Annotated in this window: 19 protein-coding genes, 1 tRNA gene and 3 pseudogenes; 11 read left to right on the top strand and 12 right to left on the bottom strand. The window is 60.5% G+C overall.

Annotated elements, in window-relative coordinates; all coding sequences use genetic code 11:
• Positions 1 to 76 precede the first annotated feature (76 nt).
• The 4 genes from IE00_RS09815 (at position 77) to IE00_RS20105 (ending at position 3,986) form a co-directional block, all read left to right on the top strand.
• Positions 77 to 1,297, top strand: a complete 1,221-nt coding sequence (locus IE00_RS09815; RefSeq protein WP_072296948.1) for an NAD-dependent epimerase/dehydratase family protein — start codon at positions 77 to 79, stop codon at positions 1,295 to 1,297.
• Positions 1,294 to 2,121, top strand: a complete 828-nt coding sequence (locus tag IE00_RS09820) for a glycosyltransferase (protein ID WP_072296949.1) — start codon at positions 1,294 to 1,296, stop codon at positions 2,119 to 2,121. The genes IE00_RS09815 and IE00_RS09820 overlap by 4 nt, the downstream gene beginning before the upstream one ends.
• Complete coding sequence (locus IE00_RS09825) at positions 2,118 to 2,987, top strand: NAD(P)-dependent oxidoreductase (protein WP_072296950.1); 870 nt, start codon at positions 2,118 to 2,120, stop codon at positions 2,985 to 2,987. The genes IE00_RS09820 and IE00_RS09825 overlap by 4 nt, the downstream gene beginning before the upstream one ends.
• 639 nt (positions 2,988 to 3,626) lie before the next feature.
• Positions 3,627 to 3,986, top strand: coding sequence for a hypothetical protein (locus tag IE00_RS20105; protein WP_170864119.1), 360 nt, complete (start codon positions 3,627 to 3,629; stop codon positions 3,984 to 3,986).
• Here the strand turns inward: IE00_RS20105 and IE00_RS19480 are convergent.
• Positions 3,904 to 4,489 (bottom strand): annotated as a pseudogene (locus IE00_RS19480) (transposase); the annotation flags it as partial. The gene IE00_RS20105 and the pseudogene IE00_RS19480 overlap by 83 nt on opposite strands.
• Between IE00_RS19480 and IE00_RS09835 the strand changes: the two are divergent.
• Positions 4,489 to 4,773: pseudogene (locus IE00_RS09835) on the top strand (transposase); the annotation flags it as partial. The pseudogenes IE00_RS19480 and IE00_RS09835 sit on opposite strands and share 1 nt — an antisense overlap.
• Before the next feature lie 429 nt (positions 4,774 to 5,202).
• Here IE00_RS09835 and IE00_RS09840 read toward each other — a convergent pair.
• The 4 genes from IE00_RS09840 to rsgA form a co-directional block, all read right to left on the bottom strand.
• Positions 5,203 to 5,580, bottom strand: a complete 378-nt coding sequence (locus tag IE00_RS09840) for a DUF1622 domain-containing protein (RefSeq protein ID WP_083554261.1) — start codon at positions 5,578 to 5,580, stop codon at positions 5,203 to 5,205.
• Between the two features lie 153 nt (positions 5,581 to 5,733).
• Positions 5,734 to 6,864, bottom strand: coding sequence for a Hint domain-containing protein (locus IE00_RS20520; RefSeq protein ID WP_240493843.1), 1,131 nt, complete (start codon positions 6,862 to 6,864; stop codon positions 5,734 to 5,736).
• 214 nt (positions 6,865 to 7,078) lie between these two features.
• Entirely contained in the window at positions 7,079 to 8,065 is a 987-nt protein-coding gene (locus tag IE00_RS20860) for a hypothetical protein (protein ID WP_371328436.1), read from the bottom strand.
• A 371-nt stretch (positions 8,066 to 8,436) separates the two neighbouring features.
• Positions 8,437 to 8,694: a GTPase RsgA gene (gene rsgA, locus IE00_RS19760; RefSeq protein ID WP_139291388.1), complete on the bottom strand. Its 258-nt coding sequence runs from the start codon at positions 8,692 to 8,694 to the stop codon at positions 8,437 to 8,439.
• 483 nt (positions 8,695 to 9,177) lie between these two features.
• Here rsgA and IE00_RS09860 point away from each other — a divergent pair, with 483 nt between their 5' ends.
• The 6 genes and pseudogenes from IE00_RS09860 to IE00_RS09885 all read left to right on the top strand — a co-directional run bounded on the left by IE00_RS09860 (position 9,178) and on the right by IE00_RS09885 (position 13,783).
• Entirely contained in the window at positions 9,178 to 10,212 is a 1,035-nt protein-coding gene (locus IE00_RS09860; RefSeq protein ID WP_072297080.1) for a fatty acid desaturase, read from the top strand.
• A gap of 217 nt (positions 10,213 to 10,429) precedes the next feature.
• Complete coding sequence (locus IE00_RS20535; protein WP_240493844.1) at positions 10,430 to 10,546, top strand: maltose acetyltransferase domain-containing protein; 117 nt, start codon at positions 10,430 to 10,432, stop codon at positions 10,544 to 10,546.
• 62 nt (positions 10,547 to 10,608) lie between these two features.
• The gene (locus IE00_RS09865; RefSeq protein ID WP_240493845.1) at positions 10,609 to 11,010 is read left to right on the top strand and encodes a sugar O-acetyltransferase; all 402 of its coding nucleotides are present in this window, start codon (positions 10,609 to 10,611) and stop codon (positions 11,008 to 11,010) included.
• A gap of 97 nt (positions 11,011 to 11,107) precedes the next feature.
• Entirely contained in the window at positions 11,108 to 11,659 is a 552-nt protein-coding gene (locus IE00_RS09870) for a DUF1349 domain-containing protein (protein ID WP_256374814.1), read from the top strand.
• Between the two features lie 985 nt (positions 11,660 to 12,644).
• A pseudogene (locus IE00_RS20540) lies at positions 12,645 to 12,853 on the top strand (integrase core domain-containing protein); the annotation flags it as partial.
• 366 nt (positions 12,854 to 13,219) lie between these two features.
• On the top strand, positions 13,220 to 13,783 hold the full coding sequence (locus tag IE00_RS09885; RefSeq protein ID WP_083554262.1) for a hypothetical protein: 564 nt from the start codon (positions 13,220 to 13,222) through the stop codon (positions 13,781 to 13,783).
• A gap of 184 nt (positions 13,784 to 13,967) precedes the next feature.
• On the opposite strand, the gene IE00_RS09890 is transcribed toward IE00_RS09885, so the two are convergent.
• From IE00_RS09890 to phaC, 7 genes are all read right to left on the bottom strand, one after another.
• Positions 13,968 to 15,515: a sorbosone dehydrogenase family protein gene (locus tag IE00_RS09890; protein WP_083554264.1), complete on the bottom strand. Its 1,548-nt coding sequence runs from the start codon at positions 15,513 to 15,515 to the stop codon at positions 13,968 to 13,970.
• 25 nt (positions 15,516 to 15,540) lie between these two features.
• Positions 15,541 to 15,972 carry a DUF2231 domain-containing protein gene (locus IE00_RS09895; RefSeq protein ID WP_072296955.1) on the bottom strand — a complete coding sequence of 144 codons (432 nt, stop codon included), beginning with the start codon at positions 15,970 to 15,972 and terminating at the stop codon, positions 15,541 to 15,543.
• A gap of 469 nt (positions 15,973 to 16,441) precedes the next feature.
• Positions 16,442 to 16,687: an AlpA family transcriptional regulator gene (locus tag IE00_RS09900; RefSeq protein ID WP_072296956.1), complete on the bottom strand. Its 246-nt coding sequence runs from the start codon at positions 16,685 to 16,687 to the stop codon at positions 16,442 to 16,444.
• 217 nt (positions 16,688 to 16,904) lie between these two features.
• Positions 16,905 to 16,994, bottom strand: a tRNA-Ser gene (locus IE00_RS09905).
• 46 nt (positions 16,995 to 17,040) lie between these two features.
• Complete coding sequence (gene phaR, locus IE00_RS09910) at positions 17,041 to 17,613, bottom strand: polyhydroxyalkanoate synthesis repressor PhaR (RefSeq protein ID WP_072297081.1); 573 nt, start codon at positions 17,611 to 17,613, stop codon at positions 17,041 to 17,043.
• 135 nt (positions 17,614 to 17,748) lie between these two features.
• On the bottom strand, positions 17,749 to 18,207 hold the full coding sequence (locus IE00_RS09915; protein WP_072296957.1) for a Phasin: 459 nt from the start codon (positions 18,205 to 18,207) through the stop codon (positions 17,749 to 17,751).
• A gap of 186 nt (positions 18,208 to 18,393) precedes the next feature.
• Complete coding sequence (gene phaC, locus IE00_RS09920) at positions 18,394 to 20,178, bottom strand: class I poly(R)-hydroxyalkanoic acid synthase (RefSeq protein ID WP_072296958.1); 1,785 nt, start codon at positions 20,176 to 20,178, stop codon at positions 18,394 to 18,396.
• Between the last annotated feature and the right edge of the window lie 270 nt (positions 20,179 to 20,448).

The raw sequence follows: 20,448 nt of genomic DNA on the forward strand, positions 1-20,448 counted from the left end.
CAGCGCCACCAGGCATACGGTCTTGGCTGTCCGCCAGGCTGAACCCGTTGGCCCGCATACGAAGGAGAACCGCCCTATGAAGATTGCGATTCTTGGCGGGGACGGCTTTGTCGGCTGGCCCACGACGCTGCACCTGTCGAACCTTGGACATGAGGTTCACATCATCGACAATCTGTCGCGACGCTGGATCGACACGGAACTGGGCGTGCAGTCGCTGACCCCGATGGATTCCATCCAGGAACGCTGCCGCATCTGGCACGACCTGACCGGCCGCCGCCTGCACTTTCACCTGCTGGACCTTGCCGGCGAGTATGAGCGCGTGAAGGCCTGGCTGATCGAACACCGGCCCGATGCCATCATCCATTTCGCCGAACAGCGCGCCGCGCCCTATTCGATGAAATCCGACCGGCACAAGGTCTATACCGTCAACAACAACGTCAACGCCACGCATAACCTGCTGGCGGCGCTGGTGGAAAGCGGCGTCGACGCCCATGTCGTCCACCTGGGCACGATGGGTGTCTATGGCTATTCAAGCGTCGGGGCGACGATTCCCGAAGGTTATCTGGACGTGGACATCACGCGGCCCGACGGGGCGAAGGTGCCGCAGCAGATCCTCTATCCGACGCGGCCGGGTTCGGTCTATCACATGACCAAGAGCCTCGATCAGATCCTGTTCCAGTTCTATGCCCAGAACGACGGGCTTCGGATCACCGATCTGCACCAGGGCATCGTCTGGGGCACCCATACCGACCAGACCCGCCGTCATCCGCAGCTGATCAACCGGTTCGATTATGACGGCGATTACGGCACGGTGCTGAACCGCTTCCTGATCCAGGCGGCCATCGACTATCCGCTGACCGTCCACGGCACCGGCGGACAGACCCGCGCCTTCATCCACATCCAGGACAGCGTGCGCTGCATCGAGCTGGCACTTGCGGCACCGCCCCAAGCGGGCCAGCGGGTGGAAATCTTCAACCAGATGACCGAAACGCATCGCGTCCGCGATCTGGCGGGCCTGGTCGCCAAGGTCACGGGTGCCCGCGTGGCCCATCTGCCAAACCCCCGCGCCGAGGCCGCCGAGAACGACCTTGTCGTCGACAACCGCAAGTTCCTTGCCCTGGGGCTGACGCCCACGACGCTGGCCGAGGGTCTGCTGGGCGAGGTCGTGGAGGTCGCGCGCAAGTTCTCTCACCGCATCGATCGCAGCCGCGTGCCGGCCGTGTCCGCCTGGACGCGGGACCTGGCCGCAAAGGTCGAACGTGATCCCGAAGGGCGCAAGCTGAAGTCGGTCTCGTGACGGGACCGTCCGGCCGGGCGCAGGGGGACGCGGCCTTCGTCACCCTGGTGACGAACGCGGATTTTGCCTTGGGCGCGCGCGCGCTTGTGCGCTCGCTCCGCCTCAGTGGGACGACGGCGGATATTGTCGTGATGCACACCGCAGGCGTGCCCACCAGCGCGCTGGCGCCGCTTGCGGCATTCGACGTGCGTCTTGTCCCGGTCGACCTGCTGCCGACCTCGGACGCCTTCAACCATGCCCATGCGAAATCCGCGCTTCACGACCGGGCGCCCTTCACCAAGGGGCAAAAACCCCCGTTCCACACGCCGCTGGACAATTTCGCCAAGCTTCGCCTGTGGCAGTTGGACTATGCGCGGGCCGTGTTCCTGGACGCGGACACGCTGGTCCTGCAGAACATAGACCGCCTGTTCGACTATCCCGAATTCTCGGCGGCGCCCAATGTGTATGAATCGCTGGCCGATTTTCACCGTCTGAATTCGGGGGTCTTCACGGCCAGGCCCAACCCGGCGACCTTCGATCGGATGCTTGCCCGTCTGGACGCGCCGGGCGCATTCTGGCGTCGTACCGACCAGACCTTCCTTGAAAGCTTCTTTCCCGATTGGCATGGGCTGCCGGTCTTTGACAACATGCTGCAATATGCCTGGCTGAACCTGCCGGACCTCTGGAACTGGTCGTCGATCCGCGTTCTGCACTTTCAATACGAAAAGCCGTGGATGACGCCGCATCCGCAGGCGAAGGCGCTGAAGCCGCTGATCGACCTGTGGGCCGCCTTTGCGGGCGACGGTCCGGTCCCCGCTGTCCAAGACCTGCCATTGCCGCGATGAGATTCGCCGTCACCGGAGCGACCGGCTTCGTCGGCCACCACATTGTCGATCACCTGATCCGGTCGGGCCACGATGTCCTGACGCTTGGGCGCCGCCCATCCCGGCACGACAAGGCCGTTTTCATGCCCTTCGATCTTGACCGGGGCGCACCGGACCTGCGCGGCCAGGATGTCCTGGTCCACGCTGCCCTGTCACATGTCCCCGGCCACTATCGCGGCGGTGAGGGCGACGCGCCGGAGGCGTTCCTGCGTCGCAACCTGGACGGCACGATCCGCCTGTTCGCTGCAGCCCGCGATGCCGGTGTCCCGCGTATCCTGTTCCTGTCGTCGCGCGCGGTCTATGGCGACTATCCGCCCGGAACAATTCTGCACGAGGACCTGCCGCCCCGCCCGGACACCCTCTATGGCAAGGTCAAGCGTCGCGCAGAGATCGCGCTGGGCCGGATGGCTTCGGCTGATCTGGCGGTGGCAATCCTGCGTGCGACCGGCGTCTGCGGCCTGCCGGTTCCGGGCCTTGAGCATAAATGGGCGCAGCTTTTGCAGGACTACGCGCAGGGGCGACACATCGCCCCCCGCGTGGCCACCGAGGTCCATTCGCATGACCTTGCCGAAGCCGTCCGCATCATCGCCCTCGCCCCGCCGGAGGCACTGGCGCCGATGGTGTTCAACATCTCGGGCATGGTGCTGGACCGACGCGACATGCTGGCGCAATTCGCTCGGCTTTGCGGGATCAGTCATCCTCTCCCCCTCCGCGCGGACCCCGGCAAAGTGAGCGTGATGGAGACCGGGCGTCTGCAACGCCTTGGCTGGCAAGCCTCCGGAACGCCCCAACTGCACGATATCCTGTCGGCGTTATTGCCCAAGTGAGAAGCCGGTCCGGGTTCGAAACCGATTGTTCCCAAACCCGGATCTAATTCAGCCTTTCACAAGAAAACAGAGCCATGCGCAGATGGCGCAGCTTGGCCCCTGCCTTCCAATGGCTATAGCCGCCCACACCTTGATGATCTGCGAATGTTGCACGGCATCATCGTCATCACATGCGCTGGACTGTGATGATGCGCTACGGCAACGAAGTATGGATCGGCCAAAGCTCTCCCTATTCGTTGGAAAGGAACGAGCGCTCACAGAACCTTTACCCGGATGATAGTCGGTCTGACAGCACAAGGGGACAGAGGCACAGTTACCCATGATCGATGCAATCTATCTGCGAGCACACCGAGCTACTTAAAGCCTGCGGACCAAAAAGGGGACAAAGTCGCCATACCAGTCGAATGAAAGTCGGCATGAACACAAAGGTGCACGTTGTCATCGGCTCTGAGGTCCGACCTATCGGGGTCTTCCTGCACATCCTTGCGCCGAATCTGCGGTCGAAACGCACCCGACGGGCGATCATCGGTCCGGACCGGGTGGGCGATGATGAAGGCCAAAGCTGCGCGCACCTCGGCAGGGCATACGTTGCTCATATCCGAAGTTCCTCTGCTTGGTCCGCCCCTCTCGGTTATGGGAATGCTGATGATTGCCATCCCCAGCATGCAGAAATACGAAGACGACCTGCGCGACCAGTGGCATAGCCGGGTGAATCGCGACGAATGGCGACGGACGCTGCGCCTCGTCCGCGACCTGGTCGAGCACGACGGGCAAGATCTGACCTCCATCCCGGGCGAAACCCATCTTGCGACGCGCGCGGTGATGGACCTGGGGCAAGGACGCCACCTGAACCAGCTTGTCGCATCGGACGTGGCGCACCGCGCGCGCCCGAAAGGCTGGGCATGGTTCCTGGACGCGCTACCCGACGTCTCGGGGCGCGGGATGGTCATAGTGATGCCAGCCTTATGGCAGGCCAGGATCTGCCGCCCGCTGAAGTAGCCCTTGTCGGCCAGCACATGCATCTCATCGCGACGGAGCGCATCCTTGGCCGCTCTTGCCATCGGCACTAGACGATCACGGTCATGACCCTGGTTGGTGACTTCATGCGCGACGATCAGATAGGTCTCGGTGTCGACCGTAGTCTGAACATTGCAGCCGACCATGCCGCTGTTCCGGGCGCTGGTCGCCATGGCGCGGGCATCGGGGTCTGTCCAATATATCTGCCCATCCGGCGCATCGGCCAAGGCCCGACCCATGGCTTGCAGGTGTTGGATATGCCGCCGGACGCGCCCGCAACGCGTGGCCAAGTGCGCGACCTCTTCAGCCCGAACCTCGCCCTTCTCCTGTCGATCGACCTGCACCATCTCCGCGATGTAGCGCTCGACGTCCGCCTTCAAGTGGGCGATGCGGCTGGCGATCTTGTTCTTGGCAAAGTTGCGATCCCGGCTGCTGACGGCCCGCAACTTGCTCCCGTCAATGGCGACGCTGGAGCCCCTCAGCATGCGCCACCGGCAAGGAACGCCGGATCACCCGGTGGGACCATGAGAACCTCGTCGATGCGATGCGTGAAACAATCGGTGGGAAGGCGGATCCGATGATCCTGCGCCGATGCACGGTCGAACACCCGTTCGGCACCCTCAAGGCCTGGATGGGGCACACCCATTTCCTGACGCGGAGGCTGAACAACGTCCGCACCGAGATGGCGGTGAATGTCCTGGCCTACAACATCAAGCGGGTGGTCGCATTGATTGACATTCGAGGCCTGGTGCGGGCCATTGTCGCCTGACCGGGGGCTGCCGTGGCCCAAGCGCAGACGTCACGCCTTGCCTGAACGGGATCCCCATGCCGTCACGCGCGAAAAGGGTGTCGAAGGCGGCTGAAAGCCAGCAACCGGGCAAACCGACAGCCCCTGCCGGCCAATTTTCACACAGCCTCGGCCCTTAGCTGCCAGTTACCCTCGCCAGGTGTTGCAGTGCGGCCTTCTTAGGCCGGACGTTCGTGGTCGCCGCAGTAAATTCAACCAGCCAGCTCCCCCATTGCAGGACAAAGCTGCTCATCAACGCAGATGATATTACGGCCCGGACCAGGCGTTTCGGGAATTGGGCCATGTCCCATAGAGCCGGTTCCTGTGACAGTTATCACCTCATGCCCGAAGGTTGGCGACCCGTGATGCTTGCCGGCAAGGCAGACAGCGCCCTCCATCCCGTCTGAACGGTCATTCCTTCTCCAGCGCCCTCATTTCATATTCGAGCGAGAAGGAGATGAAGGTCCGGATCAGCACCAGCCCCCCCAGCAGCACGATATTGGCAAGCGTCAGGTGCAGCACGGTCCGGATCAGGTCGGCGACGATCAGGACCTCGAGGCTGGCCAGAATGTGCCTGCCAAGCGCCAGCCGACCGCGATTGAGTTGATGATTGCGCTCATGCGCATCGCGCCGCATGACCTCGCCAGAGACAAACCACCCCGTGAACCGCACGATGCCCAGCAGCAGAATCGCAATCGCGAACAGCTCGATCAGGACGACAACCCATTCCAGCGCGACCGCGACAAATCCCAAGTGGTCCGCCATGGACAGCAATGTCGTATCCTCCATAAGCCTGTCCTTGATCATTGGCCGTTCTTCGGGATTTGTCACCCTCCTGGACAGATGGCAAGACCGCCAATCAGGCTGCGATGGCGATGACGTGAGGAGTGCGTTGCCCCTTACCTTGTCTGTGCCCGGCGATGCGGTCGCGCGGGAAGGGCATCAGGTCAGGGGCCGGCCATTCGCGATATGTCGGGACAGCATCTGCTGGAGTTTCTTCCCTCGCGCAAAGGGCCTTGCGGGCCCGTTTGCATCCTCGGACAATATGTCTGGCCATAAGAAGGTGATCTCCTCGACCGCGTCCTTCCCCATCACCTTCAGGGCCTGAGGTCCGTTGTAGAGTGACTCTGCCTCAGCCCCGTTTGCGTAGATGATCTGATGAGCGTCCAAGAGCAGGTGATGGTAGGTAACAGCGTCGTCGGGTTCGATCTCATGAATGCCCGGCATCGTGGTCAGTTGTATCGCTGCAACCAGCAATTCATCGGTATCGAACATTCTTTGCGCAATAGCGGATCGAACCAGGATCCGATGCTGCCTCGACACGATCAGGTCCGTATCCGGATTGTCCTTTCCCAAGGAGCCGGCCGAGATGCGGATGGGTTTGAGCTTGGGATAGGCCAAGATTTCGGCATGGCTGACAGACCGAGAACCGTGCCATCGGATCGGCTGAGGCCCATTGTCCTTTGTCTGCACCAGGTCGCCTTCTTCCAGGTCGTCGATTGGAACCTGTCCCGCCGGCGTCAGGATCAGCGTTCCCGAAGCGAAGCAGACGACCTGAACATCGAAGATGCCTCTGGAGAAGGATACCGGTGCAACATAGGTTGTCGGGGGAAGGGGGTCTGCCTCCAGAATGGAGACGGACTTGATTTCCGGAACGCCTTCCCAGTTTTCCATTTCAGTCTTCGCCGGTCGGAAAAACATGTCTCCGTTGTGCATCTGGATCAGGACGCCGTTTCCCTGCCACGGTGTGCCGTCGGGGAGCGTCAGTTCATATTTGACCGAAAGAAAACCGGTGATCGCCGCTTTGGCCGCTTCGCCGGTCGCTGGCGAAACATAGTCAAACGTGCTGAATCCGTCGGAATGCCTATTGTAAGTCGTTGCAAATCCTTGAGTGTCTCCGTTGCCAGTCCTGATGTTGCGCAGAGTTCCATCCAAGGAAGTCGCGTGCATCTGACTTGGACCCGTTGCCGTGTAACCTTCGATCTTGTCCGCTTCAGCATTCGTGACTGCGGTTCGGTAATCCCCATTGATTTGTGCCTGCCGTCCAAACCACATCCACGTGACTTCGGTCATTTTAGCGCCTCTGGTCTATCTCTTACCGTCGGCTTAGCAGGGATCACCTTACCTGGTTGATAATATGTACAGGCAATATGTCTAAAAATTTCCCATAGTCAGGTCGACTTGAGCTGTTCCGCGGCAACTTTGAGTGCCTAAGAAGAAACGTTGAATCGATCGACGTTCGCTCGCCTGATCCACGCGCCGCTCTTTTGACGGTTTTCCGTTTGATTTAAGCGACTGCCTGCGGCTGCTGACCGGTTGCATTGCTGCTGACGTGGACCATGGCAGGCGCTCGACCACCATTGGCGGTGTGTTGCCGCAGATGGTTGCAGAGGGTGAACCAGCGTCCGACGCCTGCGCGAGCCTGTGATCTGGTTTCCCAAGCGTGCAGAGAGACGCATTCCCATGTCGGGGATCGCCAGAGACGCTCGATGAAGATCTTGTCCAGATACCGGGCCTTGCCGTTCATCGAGACCTTGGTTTTTGCTCTCTTCAACCGATCGGTCCAGTCAGAGGACGTGGACTGGCTGTCCTGGTCGGTGTTCAAGATCTCGGGCGGGGCGAACGTATGGATGGCCTGGTTCAGGGCCGCTTGCAGAACTCGGCTTCCAGCGTGTTCGAGATGCGCCAGGCCAGCACCTTGCGCGTGAACCGGTCCAAACTGGCCCCAAGGTAGAGCAACCCACGCCGCATCGGCAGGTAGGTGATGTCCCAGCACCATGACGCCCATCCAGAGTATGGGCACCAGCGCGAGCGCAGCCGGTATCGTCACGGCAGTGTCGCGGCACAGGGTACCGCCCATGATCTGAATCGGCCATACCAGAGCCGCCATGCCGACGATCAACAGGATGTTGCCAATGTTTGAGCCGACGATATTGCCGATGCCGTTATCGGGCGAGCCCCGCAGCGCGGCAACCACCGACACAAAAAGTTCAGAGGTGGACGTGCCGAAGCCCACCACCGTCAACCTGATCAGCAGTGGCAGTCTCGCAAGCCGCCGCGCGACGCCAACAGAACCGTGCACCAGCGCCTCGCCGCCAAGGAACAGGCCGGCGAGGCCGATGAACGAGAAAACAGTGCATCCCAGGCTTCCCGGCTGAGGGCTGGAGAGGAAGGGCGGTGCGAAAGGAGGGGTCGAAAATGCATCATGGGTCTGATCTGGGTGATGCACACCGTCAACTGGTCGCGTCGGGCCAGCATCGCGGCACGATGTCACTCTAGGGGCCCGGCCGGCAGGCCGAAGATGAGCGAAGGATCGCAGTTCGACACGGTTCTCCCGTACATATCGCAAAGGTACTGGGCGTTCTGGCAGGCTCGCTCTGGACGCGCCTGCATGCCTTGTAGCCCATGAAGCAGATGCCGGGCGTCTCGATCACCCAGCTACCGACGGCAATGATATAAAGCGAGCGCGACGTCGTCGTATCGGCCCGTGCTGTCTGCCTCGCGGATGCCAACGGTCAGTCGCGCATCCTTGGATGCTTTTCCCCAAGTGCGATCAGCAGTGAGGATCTTCCTACAGACGAGAAGCCGAAGAGGACAGCAGTCTGGCCTGGGCCGGACCATTGGGTCTGCACCAGCGCCGCATCTTTAGATGTTGCGTCGAGTCATTCCACGACAAGCCGCATTCTGCGGGCATCTTACCTGATCCAAGTGAGCTCTGACATCTGCGGCTTCTTCTACCTTCGTCAGAAAAAGCACCGGCGTTGTGCCGCCTTCATTTGTCAGGACGATATAGCGCTCGCGCCGCGCCGCATCGACGCTGTCGCTGGACGCGGTGATGATGAATTGCGTGTCCACGTTCGCCGCGATCAACCGTGGTGCCCGGCGGACTTTGCTGCGTCGCATTCAGCAATGCTCTGCCCTCCAGTCGCCGGAGGAGCGACCGGCTCTCCGGTTCTACCAAGAACCAGTTTCCCATCGAGTTAGCCGGTTTGGCAAAGACAGGAAGCGTCAGCTTTACCGGGCCGGTCGGGATTCTGCGGTCAGCGAGGCCCGATGCACGGACCAGACGCACATCCGCTTCAGTCGGCTTCAGCTGCCCTGGAGGAAGGTCGCCCGGCCGAACTGCGCCAGCGGCTGCAATTTCTGATCAGAGGTCTCTGCGGCAGCTGCTCACCGGAGCGGACGTCGGGGGTGATGCAAGGCCGAAGTTGAAGGCGAGGCTTCATGTTGATGGAGAGGAACGAGCGCACCCATACGCGTGATGCGCTGATCTGTCGCCGCCCGGCTTGCCTTGCTAGGGAAGCGGCGCTGCACTAGATGATATGGCACAAGTCAATGCCGTGGGGGCCGAGGGGCATACGTGGCTCCAACTCCGAGGCGGTGATCATGACATCTTCCGACATTTCTGCGGCGCAGGTCCGCTCGGCCAAGCATTGGGTTCGGATACTTGCGAAGTATCGCGAACCCTCGACGCGGCGCAGTATCTTCGAGCTTCTTGTTACAATCGTGCCCTTCACGTTGCTTTGGGGGCTGGCCTTGGCAGCCTTGTCGTTCAGCCCGTGGCTGGCGCTTGGGATCGCGATCCTGAACGGCTTCTTCCTTGTGCGGCTATTCTGCATTCAGCATGACTGCGGCCATGCGTCATTCTTCCACAGCCGCAAGGCCCAGAACTGGGTCGGGCGCTGCCTGGGCGTCCTCACTTTGACGCCCTATGATGTCTGGCGCCGCACCCATTCCATCCACCATGCGCAGCACGGCAACCTTGATGAGCGCGGTATCGGAGACGTGCTGACGCTGACGGTAGAAGAATATCACGGTCGGAGCCGGGTCGGTCGGCTGATGTATCGCCTTTACCGTCACCCGCTCGTGCTCTTCGGGCTGGGGCCAAGCTATCTGTTCCTGCTGCAGAACCGTTTTCCACTTGGACTGATGCGCTCGGGAAAGCGCTATTGGATTTCCGCGATGGGGACGAACGCAATGATCGTTCTCATTCTGGCCGTGATGATCTGGCTGGGCGGGCTGCAATCCGTGCTTCTCATCTATCTGCCCACTGTCATCGTCGCGGCCACGCTTGGCGTGTGGCTGTTCTACGTGCAGCACCAGTTCGAGGAGACGCATTGGGCCCAGGCAGAGACCTGGCAACTGCACCACGCGGCACTGGCGGGCTCGTCTCACTATGTCCTGCCCCGCCCCTTGCGCTGGCTTTCCGCCAATATCGGCATCCACCATGTCCACCATCTCTACAGTCGCATCCCGTTCTATCGACTGCCCGAAATCCTGCGTGATCACGCTGATCTGGCGGTCGCGCAAAGATTGACGCTCGGCGAGAGCCTGCGATCGGTGAACCTGCATCTGTGGGACGACAAGCTGAAACGACTGATCTCGTTCAGCGAGGCCCGTCGGCGCTGCAGCACCGCGTAGTGGTCGTCGGGCAGAGAGAATGGTGCTTCGTTGGGGATCGGGCGGCCGTCACGTCCTCAGGGACAGAAGATCGACGTGAAGTGCCCAGAGTAGCCGGTCCTATTGTTCGTTGGTGATCCCGAACCTGATATGTGCTCAGCAACCACTGCCAGTGCTATGGTGGCATCGGAGCGAAGTGCCGAGACCCGCAATCTGAACCTGACGACTGGGCCAGGATATGACCGAACTCGAGAAAGCCGCAGCGGGCCTGCTCTACGCAGCCAACTACGACCCCGCCGTTCTTCAGAAGCGCCTTGCCGCCAAGCGCATCCTTCATGAGCTGAACGGGCTGTAGCCGGACGATACTGATCGGCGAGAGGCGCCCTCCGGGGCCTGTTGGGAAAGGCGGGCGAACGTATGACCTTCGACGGCCATTTTCACTGTGACTACGGGTTCGACACTGAGCTTGGCGAGGACTTCTATGCGAACGTCAATCTGGTGATCCTGGACGGCGCCAAGGTGACGATCGGCCGAAACTGCTTCATCGCTCCCAACGCGGGGATCTACACAGCGGGCCACCCGTCGGACGCCCGACGGCGGAACCAAGGGCTGGAATACGCGCGTCCCGTGACGATTGGAGACGATATCTGGATCGGAGCCGGAGTCTCGATCCTGCCTGGCGCCGTGATCGGGTCGGGCACGGTCATCGCTGCCGGCTCGGTTGTCCGCGGCACGATCCCCGAGCGCGTGATTTGCGGTGGCAACCCTGCCCGCATCATCCGCGAGATCGGAGAGCAGGACGCGTCGCGGTATCGCTGATGGATTGAAGGAACCGTGACTGGCCCCTGACCAGCCGGCATGCTTTTCATTGGAAACCTCTGGCGTAGCAGAACCCAAGATGACTGATCTCAAATAGCTGAACCCACCCGAGAACGTAGCGCGGGACGGCGATGTGCTGCGGGTCACCACCGGTGCCAACACCGACTTCTGGCGCGGAACGTTCTACGGCTTTTATCGTGACAACGGCCATTTCCTCCATCAGCACGTCGAGGGCGACTTCACGGTAGAGGTGAGTGTGAGCGGCGATTATAGGGTGTTCTATGATCAGGCAGGGCTGATGGTCCGGCTGAGCGAAAGCTACTGGATCAAGGCAGGCATCGAACATACGGACGGAAAGAACTATTTCTCGCTCGTGGTGACCAACAACATGTCGGATTGGTCGCTTGTCGAGGTTCCTAGTGGCGCGACCGACGTTCGCATCCGCTTGACGCGCCATGCTGAAGCCATCCGGGTTCAGTATTACAACCCGCTCGAAGAAACGTTCGTGCCTGTCCGGCTGGCCTACTTTCCTCCAACCGCTGCGGTCGATGCCGGGATGATGTGCTGTTCGCCTCAGCGCTCCGGGTTCGAGGCGACCTTCAAAGGTTTCCGCGTTGGAGAGGTTACATCACGCGACCTGCACGCTTGACCGTTCTGGATCAATCGTCAGGTCTTACCCTGCAAGACAGTCCTCCTCCCGCTTTTCTGAACAAGGGATGCGCATCAGGCATACGACAGTTCTGTTCGGGATAGCGGACATAGTGTGGTCGATCTCGCCATACCAAGAACGAACCTTCGGTCCCGGGAACTGGCGTCACGCCGATTGCCGATGGTCGACCGACCACTGTGGGCCGCGCCTTCCGCTGCAGTTGCGCAGGGCCGCAAGATGCCACGGCCTGCATGAATTTCGGTGGGGCTCCTCGCGTCGATAATGCAGCGGTTTGTGACAGGAAACGCCTAACCTGATCAGCCCGTGACCCTGGGCCGGTCGGAGACACCGAGGCTGCAGGGTGATATGTTTGCTCGGGCGGCATCATCAAATAAGGGCGGGCATGGAGGACAGGAGATTTCATCATTTCCATCGGTCTTCTTCCCGCCGTCAGGCCTTCCCGCATCAGCTGGAAAAAGGGCCGCATCGTTGGTCAAAAACGCCTGCTCCTGCCGCGGCACGTTTGGTCAATACGGGTCCGGCTTGAAATGGAAGGCAACGCCTTTGACCTGGCGCCAATCAACATGGCGGTCGACAGCAAGCTTCGCGGGTCCGACCTCGTGGCCCCGAGATTTCGAGTCGTTTTCGCGGCGGGGTACATGAAGGAACGTGCCTCGATGATCCAGAGCAAGACGAAAAAACCTGTCCGTTGCCGATTGCCGATACGACCGGTCAATCCTTGAACCACTGGATACGGAGCCCCCAGATGAACGGCTTAGAGGCCTGTGGCCAAGCCGGATCCATGGCAGCCGCCACCTATCGACAATGCAGTATGCCCGGATTGTCCGGGGGCAGGTCATGTCGCTTGGTCTGGAGCCGAGCACTTGCGGCACACATTCGATGAGGTGCACCAAAGTGGCCCAGATCTACAAGAAAACGGGTAACCTTCGGGCTGTCTGCCACGGATCCGAGGGCTATGGCGAGGGCCTTCACCGAGTCGCTCAACGGCATCTGCACCATGAGCTGCTGGACGAAGAGATATTCGACACCCTAAACGATGCCCGCCGCAAGATCGCCCTTTGGCGCTACGACTCCAATGCCGTCAGGCCGGATTCCTCGCTCCAAAATCTGACATCGCTTGAAGCGTTGCGGGCACTTGCACTAACCGAGGGCGCCGCGCTCGGCGCGCTTTCTCTGAACCCACCCACTACCAATCTCAAACCGGCAAACTTTCGTTATAAACGTGGGGCCAATGGGGGCAGGTTACGTTCAGGCAGCACACATTCCTGCTGCTTGTCGATTGCCTCTATGCACTGCAACCGAAGATCCCGAATTTGACGCGGTTGGCCTTGCACCGTTGTCTGCAAAGGCAAGAGATCTCACGTTTGCCAAACGTTGAGAGCCACAACCAAAAACGGCAGCGGCCCGCACCTCTGCGATTGGCTGTTTCCATATCGACATCGCAGAGGTGCAGACCGCCGAACGCAAGCTCCACATATTCATCGGCATTGACCGGACGAGCAAGTTCCCGTGATCCGACTCGTTCAAAGGTCGGGCAAGATGGCCGCAACCCAGTTCTTGCGTGACCTGATTACTGTTCCTTACAGGCTGCACGCGGTGCTGAACGCCGGCGGCATCCAGCTTGCAAACCAAACCTGCGTTACAAGTGCCTTCGGACATATCGCTGACCGCGTGTGCCGTGAGCATGCAATTGAGCACAAACTCACAAAGGCAAAGCATCCTTGGACGAATAGCAAAGTGGAGTGGATGAACCGAACGATCAGGAACGCGACCGCGAAACGCCTCCACGACCGCTATCTGCTCCACACCTACTTGGAGGGCTTCATGGCCGCTTACAATTTTGCGCCCCGACTCAAGACGCTTAGGAAGCCTCACCCTATACGAATACATCTGCGAAACCTGAACAATCCGGCGCGACAGATTCATCCTGAACTTGATCCACCTGATCCTGGGACTGAACAGCGATACAAATCGGCTAATCGTATCTCTGTTTTGGTTCGTCCCCTAGGCTTCAGAGCCCATGATTTCGTTCTTATTGTATACTTCGGGTTCAGCAAGGAGACCAAATCAATGAGCAATCTAAAGGCTTACTCGTTCTACTGACTGCCGAAGTCCTTTAGGCGACAGTTTGAGAAGAGATCATCCGAAAACAGCAAGACTTTTTAAACCCAAACGCATCTTGAATCGATGGCAGCTTGGCATTCTAAACCCAGTGCAGACTACTACTAGCCTTCATTGCACCAAGCCGGGCCCAGGGAAAGGCATCTGCCCCCCGGGCCTTGGATTGCTATTCCGCGGGTGCGGAAGACGGGGTCTCTTCAGCTTCGGCAGGTTCCATTACTTCAGATGTATTGTCAGCGGCGTTCTCCGCCGGGGAAACGGCTTGATCGGACGTTGCCTGATCCTGCGATGGGTCCGCTTGCGACGTGCCAACGCGATCACTGCCCATCGGGCTCTCCGTGACCGAGCCGTCCGCCGCCGCAACGCGCCAGACCGTATTGCCCGCATCGTCGGCCACCAGCAAAGCACCGGTACCATCAATGCCGACGCCTACGGGACGACCATACGCCTTATCGCCCTCGATGAAACCGGTCACGACGTCCTGCGCCATGCCCGATGGCTTGCCATCGGTGAACGGCACATAGGAAACCTTGTACCCGTTGAAGGCGTCGCGGTTCCAGCTGCCATGCTGACCGATGAATGCCCCGTTCGCATAATCGTCCGGCATGGCCGAGCCGTTGCTGAAGATCAGCCCCAGTGCAGCAACATGGCTGGACAGCGCATAATCGGGGGAAATGGCCTTGGCGACCATGTCGGGGCGCGCCGGACGGACGCGTTCATCCACATGGTCGCCAAAATAGCTGTAAGGCCAACCATAAAAGGCGCCATCCTGAACCGAGGTCATGTAATCCGGGACCAGATTCGGCCCCAATTCGTCACGTTCATTGATGACAGCCCAAAGCTCGCCTGACTCGGGATTGAAGGTCAGACCGTTCGGATTGCGCAGGCCGGAAGCATAGATCCGGGACGCACCGGTGCTGCGATCGATCTCCCAGATCGCGGCGCGACCTTTTTCGGCCTCCATCCCGTTTTCCGCGGCGTTCGAGTTCGACCCGACCGATGCGTAAAGCATGGTCCCGTCGGGGCTCAGCGCCAGATCCTTGGTCCAGTGATGGTTCAGCGGTCCACCGGGCAGCGGGGCCAGCGTGGTCGGTTCGGCGTTGATCTGGGTTTCGCCCAAGGCATAAGGATAGGAGACGACCTCGTCCGCCTCGGCCACATAGAGCGTGTCATCCACCCATGCCACGCCAAAGGGCGAATGCAGGTCGGTCAGCAGGTCGTGCCGTTCATCGACCACCCCATCGCGGTCAGTGTCGCGCAGCAGAGTGATGACGTTGCTTTCGGGCTGTTCGCCGCCCCCGCCCCCGGCGGCGATCGACATGATCCAGCCGCGGATGTAATCCTTGGGACGGTATTTCGGCTTGCCTTCGGGGGCTTGCCCCTGGACGACCAGCACATCACCGTTCGGCAAGGTATGCACGGTGCGGGGATGGGCCAGATCGGTGGCATAGGCGCTGACGGTCAAGCCTTCGGGCACGACCGGCGTCTGCCCCTCGGACCAACCGACAACCTCGGCCACCTTGACGCTTGGCAGAAGGTTCAGGAAGTCCGGCTCGGGCAGAACGGGATCGGGGCCGATCTGACTGCTGACATCGAAGTCGCCGGACTGGTCATCCTGTGCTTGGGCAGTCGTCGGCGCACCCATGGTTGCGAAGATCACTGCGGCACTTCCCAGAAGTGCCACTCGCTGCAAGGAACAGGTCGAATTCGTCATGTGAAGATCATCCTTGTCAGGGGCATCAATAGGAAGCGACGCGGGTCGCGCGGCGATTGAGAAAGGCGGCGATCAGCATCAGCAGGCAGGTCACCGCCGACACTCCGATCCCCCACGGGACGATGGCCGTCCAGCCGTCGCCCGCATGAATCAGGCTATTGACGAAGGCCATCACAAGCACGATCGCCTGCAACGCCACGCCGCCCCATGCTGGGCGAATGCGCCGCATCACCAGACCAATCAGCCACAAGACCACCGCCAGACCTCCGGCGATCAGACCGAAGAACAGCAGCCAGGATGAAAAATCCTGCCACATCACCAGCATCGTCTGCGTGTAGAAGAAATCCGTCAGCAGCGTCAGTGTGAAGAACGCTGCGGAAAAATGCGTCAGCGTTGTCAGTCCGGGCATGGCGGCATACGCGCCGGCCTCGCGCTCATGCGTATAAATGGCGGCCATCTGTCATGCTTCCTCAAGTTGCGTATAGAGGGCCAACGATGCCTTGCAGATGATTGTTCCGGATTTTCTGGACATCGCGTAACGGTCCGGATCAACTTTCGCGCTAAGCGATCTGGGTGATCAAGGTATTGGGGGAAGACGGCCGCCCTATCGGTCCTCAAGGTCTTCGGGACCCCAACCAGTGCGAACAAAAGGCTGTGGTCGGGCGAGATCCGCGACGCTTCCGGCGATGCCGACCCAAACCGACCGCCCGCTCCCGGACGGCGCTGCGGGCAATTTCCGGCAAGTAGCAACGAGCCATAAAGACGGTACGGGTCGGACACGGCCTGTTCCTGGCGCGCCTCAGGCGCTCGGGCGACTTGCGGTCGGTCCCTGCCCGTTCCAAAAAAAATGCGTGGATCAACCATGCAATCTCGACATCACCACGTGATGAACTGACCGCAATGCCAGGGAGCCACGGCGATGAACATCATGACGCCGAGAAGGAAGGCTGGCACTTCCATTCCAATGTCGTAGCGAAGCAGACCATCATCTTGCTCTCATGCTCGATTAGGTTGGAAAGACGCCAGCGTGTCGAATTGGGCCCGACTACGACTGCTGCGGGGAACCGGCCTTCTCGTTTCCAGCGCCAGATGCTGTCTTTCGAGACGTTGTAGCGCGCTGCACCTTGTTCGACGGTCAGGAAGAGGTTCTTGGTAGGCAATTGAACGTTCATCTTGCTATTTCTCCATTAGGAACTCAGGCAAAATTGCCTTCACCAGGAGCTATAGGCTGCAAGTTGGATATCGTCGCTTGGAACTTCGAATTTTTTTCTCACCAATCCAAAGAAGACCTCGCTGAAATACACCGCCAAAACGTTGTTGGTAATGAAGTTGGTAGACAACCACAGCCTAGAAGTATCAATATAAATATCAACGACTTACAAAGATGTCTGGCGGAGCGAGAGGGATTCGAACCCTCGAGACGGTTCCCCGCCTACACACTTTCCAGGCGTGCGCCTTCGACCACTCGGCCACCGCTCCGTGGGATGGGGTCTAGCCTGTGACGCAGGGATCTGCAAGCCCGATGTCAGAGCTTGGAGACACGGTTTTGCAGCTCGGCCAATTGGCGTCTGATCTCGGCCATGTCCTTGGCATCATCGCGGGATTGCGACGGTGCATCGGGGGCGTCGTCTTCGGGTTCGGGGCCCGATGCGCCGCCACGCCAGCCACCCATCATGGTCTTCAAGAACATCTGCTGTTGGCGCTGAAGCGCCTCGAAGCCGGGCATCGAGGACATGGGGTTCGACATCGATGCCATGTTCTCCATCACCTTCGACTGGCCGTCGCGCAGCATTTCGAAGCTGGCGGCCAGGAACTGGGGGACGACGGATTGGGCATTGGTCGTATAACTGCGCACCAGGTCGGTCAGCACGTCCAGCGGCAGCACGCTTTCGCCGCGGCTTTCATGTTCGGCAATGATCTGCAGCATATATTGACGGGTCAGATCGTCGCCCGATTTCAGATCGACAATCTTCACCTCGCGGCCTTCACGGATGAACGCGGCAATGTCTTCGAGGGTCACGTAATCGCTGGTCTCGGTGTTGTACAGGCGGCGGCTTGCGTAACGCTTAATCAGCAGGGGCGCAGATGATGCGGCCATCAGGGCTTCCTTGGGGTCGTTTCGGCCATGATGAAAGCTGCACATCCAAAAGGCAAAGGAAAAAGACCCCTGCCATGGCGCGCATGAAAAAGGGCAGCCGAAGCTGCCCTTTCGTGACCACGTCGGTCGAACTGATTACTTGGCGGTTGCGGTGGCGCTGGCGGCCTTCTTGGCGGCAGCCTGCGTGTCGCGGGTCGCCTTTTCGGCGACTTTCTGGGCGTCCGATGCCATGTCCTTGCCGGCGGTCAGCATCAGGTCGACGGTATCCATCTGCACCTTCTTGGCGACTTCGGCATAAGCGGCCATGTGCTCGGCAGCCATCTCGGCCGACGAGGATGCGAAATCGCTCATGGCCTTGGCGTAATCGGCAGGCTCTTCCTTCTTGGAGGCCATCTCACCCATGCGGGCGATCGAATCCTTGGCCCACTGGGCCGAGATCTCGGTCGAGCGTTCGGCAGCGGTCAAAGCGACCTTTGCCAGCTTTTCACCCAGCATGCTCTGGGACTTCATGGCTTCCTGCATCGAGCTGGTGTCGATCGGAAAGTTCGCCATCATGTCCTGCATCGTCTTCGCAAAATCGGGGGTCTTGGCCATAACATAAACTCCTGTAACTGCGACGACAGAGAGACTGAAAGGAACAATCGTCGCTTCTATTCCATGGCCCCAATATGCATGCTGCAGTGCAGCATTTCAAGGGGTTTGTTCTGCAGCGCAGCAAAATCATGCCCAGATCGACACTTCGCGCCAACCCCTTGATCCGCCTTGCGCCCCATTTCCGGATCAGCCTGCACGCTCGTGGACATAGCTGCCCGGAGCGGGTTCCAGCCCGTCCTCGGGGGTTCGGGCATCAACCATCGCCCCTGCCCGTTCCGCCAGCCATTCGCCCCAGCGGGGCCACCAGCTGCCATCATGGAAGCTGGCCGATTCCTTCCAGGTTTCGTGACCGTTGGCGAAATCGTCGTCGCTGACATAGTGGCCGTATTTCTTCTTGGACGGCGGGTTCACGATGCCCGCGATATGGCCGGATTGGGACAGGATGAAGGTCTTCTCCTTGGCGCCCATCCCGGCCACGCCGCGCCAGCTGTCCTTCCAGGGCGCGATGTGGTCGGTTTCGCAGGCAATGGCGCACAGCGGCACCTTGACGTCCGACAGATGCAGGCGGTGGCCCATGACCTGAAACCCATCGCGCGCAAAGGCATTCTGCTGGCACAGCCCATGCAGATATTGCAACGCCATGCGCCCGGGCAGGTTCGTGCTGTCGCCGTTCCAGAACAGAAGATCAAAGGCGGGTGGCGCTTCGCCCATCATGTAACTGCGGATCGCCGGACCCCAGACAAGGTCATTGGCGCGCAGGAAGCTCATGGTGCGCGACATCAGATGGGCGCGCAGCAGGCCATGGCGCTTGACCTCCTCGGCGATGCCGGACACGAAATCATCCTGCAGGAAACTGGTGAATTCGCCCTGATCGGAAAAATCGGTCAGGGTGGTAAAGAATGTCGCCGAATTGACGCGACTGTCGCCGCGCTTTTCCAGCAATGCCAGCGTCAGCGCCAGCGTCGTGCCGGCGATGCAGTAACCGACGGCATTCAGCTGTTTCTGGTCGGTCAGGTCGCGAACCCTGTCCATGGCCTCCAGATAAGCGGCGATGTAATCCTCCATCCCGGTTTCCGACAGTTCGGGACCGGGGTTCTTCCAGCTGACGATGAACAGGGTATGGCCCTGATCCAGCAGCCAGCGGATCATGCTGTTCTGCGGTTTCAGATCAAGGATATAGAACTTGTTGATCCAAGGCGGAAAGATCATCAGCGGAAGGGCATGGACCTTGCCTGTGGCGGGGCCGTACTGGATCAGTTCGTACAAGGGCGCGCGATGGACCACCGAACCGGGGGCGGTGCCGATATTGTCGCCCACCGCAAAGGCATTGCGATCAGCCAGCGAGACCACCATCTCGCCGCCGTTCAGCTCGACGTCGCGGACCAGGTTCTCCAGCCCGCGCACCAGGCTTTCACCCTCGGTCTCGATGGCTTTTTCCAGCGCGTCCGGGTTCGTTGCCAAGAAATTCGTGGGCGCCATCATGTCGACGATCTGATTGGTCAGCCAGTCGACGCGCCGGCGGGCCACCTGATCGGGCAGCTCCAGCTCGCTGGCCGCCTCGCGCAGCGCGCGGGCATTGGTCAGGTACTGCTTCTTGATCAGGTTGAAATAGGGATGGCTCTGCCAAAGGGGGTTGGCGAAACGCTTGTCGCCGGGTTCATCGCCTTCGGGGGCGGAAAGCTGACCCTTGGCCAAGGCCTGCTGCGCGCGGGAATAATTCGTCAGCGTTTCCGCCCAATAGGCGACCTGGGTTTCCATCATGCGCGCGGGATGTTCGGTCAGCGTCTTCATGAAGGCGCCTGTGGCGGTCATGAACAGATCCGGACCCGGCCCCTCGACGCCGGGATTGGGCAGGCTGCGGGCACTGAAGGCCTGCATCAGGCGCTGGCCCAGATCCTCGATCCGCTCGATGTTCTGCGCCAGCTTCTTCGCGGTCGGCCCATGCCCGTGACCGGCCATGCGCGACAGCATCCGGGCAGCCTCCTGCTGGCTCTCCTTGATGTCCTGGGCCGGATCACTTGGGCGGGGGCCGTCGGGTGCGGGACCGGTCGTGGCTTCGGTGGCTTTGGCGGCGGGTTTGGTGGCGGGCTTTCGCGGCGTTCTCCGGGCAGGCCTCGACGTGGTCTTCGCCGAAGCCTCGGCTGGGGCCTTCTCTTGCTGCACCGCAGCATCGCTTTGCCTGACCTCGGTCGCCGGGGGGGTGGCGCGCGATTTGCCCTTGGACGACCTGCTGCGCCCCGC

The organism is Paracoccus sp. SM22M-07 (assembly GCF_001887735.1).
Lineage (GTDB): Bacteria > Pseudomonadota > Alphaproteobacteria > Rhodobacterales > Rhodobacteraceae > Paracoccus.

What these genes read in the sequence shown, in the direction of transcription:
- phaR (WP_072297081.1), bottom strand. Translation starts at nt 17,613, where the DNA reads ATGGCCGCATCATCTGCGCCCCTGCTGATTAAGCGTTACGCAAGCCGC.
- phaC (WP_072296958.1), bottom strand. Translation starts at nt 20,178, where the DNA reads ATGCTGTCGCGCATGGCCGGTCACGGGCATGGGCCGACCGCGAAGAAG.
- IE00_RS09865 (WP_240493845.1), top strand. Translation starts at nt 10,609, where the DNA reads ATGACCTTCGACGGCCATTTTCACTGTGACTACGGGTTCGACACTGAG.
- IE00_RS20105 (WP_170864119.1), top strand. Translation starts at nt 3,627, where the DNA reads ATGCTGATGATTGCCATCCCCAGCATGCAGAAATACGAAGACGACCTG.
- IE00_RS20535 (WP_240493844.1), top strand. Translation starts at nt 10,430, where the DNA reads ATGACCGAACTCGAGAAAGCCGCAGCGGGCCTGCTCTACGCAGCCAAC.
- IE00_RS09860 (WP_072297080.1), top strand. Translation starts at nt 9,178, where the DNA reads ATGACATCTTCCGACATTTCTGCGGCGCAGGTCCGCTCGGCCAAGCAT.
- IE00_RS09885 (WP_083554262.1), top strand. Translation starts at nt 13,220, where the DNA reads ATGGCCGCAACCCAGTTCTTGCGTGACCTGATTACTGTTCCTTACAGG.
- IE00_RS09915 (WP_072296957.1), bottom strand. Translation starts at nt 18,207, where the DNA reads ATGGCCAAGACCCCCGATTTTGCGAAGACGATGCAGGACATGATGGCG.
- IE00_RS09840 (WP_083554261.1), bottom strand. Translation starts at nt 5,580, where the DNA reads ATGGAGGATACGACATTGCTGTCCATGGCGGACCACTTGGGATTTGTC.
- IE00_RS09900 (WP_072296956.1), bottom strand. Translation starts at nt 16,687, where the DNA reads ATGAACGTTCAATTGCCTACCAAGAACCTCTTCCTGACCGTCGAACAA.
- IE00_RS09890 (WP_083554264.1), bottom strand. Translation starts at nt 15,515, where the DNA reads ATGACGAATTCGACCTGTTCCTTGCAGCGAGTGGCACTTCTGGGAAGT.
- rsgA (WP_139291388.1), bottom strand. Translation starts at nt 8,694, where the DNA reads ATGCGACGCAGCAAAGTCCGCCGGGCACCACGGTTGATCGCGGCGAAC.
- IE00_RS09895 (WP_072296955.1), bottom strand. Translation starts at nt 15,972, where the DNA reads ATGGCCGCCATTTATACGCATGAGCGCGAGGCCGGCGCGTATGCCGCC.
- IE00_RS20520 (WP_240493843.1), bottom strand. Translation starts at nt 6,864, where the DNA reads ATGACCGAAGTCACGTGGATGTGGTTTGGACGGCAGGCACAAATCAAT.
- IE00_RS09825 (WP_072296950.1), top strand. Translation starts at nt 2,118, where the DNA reads ATGAGATTCGCCGTCACCGGAGCGACCGGCTTCGTCGGCCACCACATT.
- IE00_RS09815 (WP_072296948.1), top strand. Translation starts at nt 77, where the DNA reads ATGAAGATTGCGATTCTTGGCGGGGACGGCTTTGTCGGCTGGCCCACG.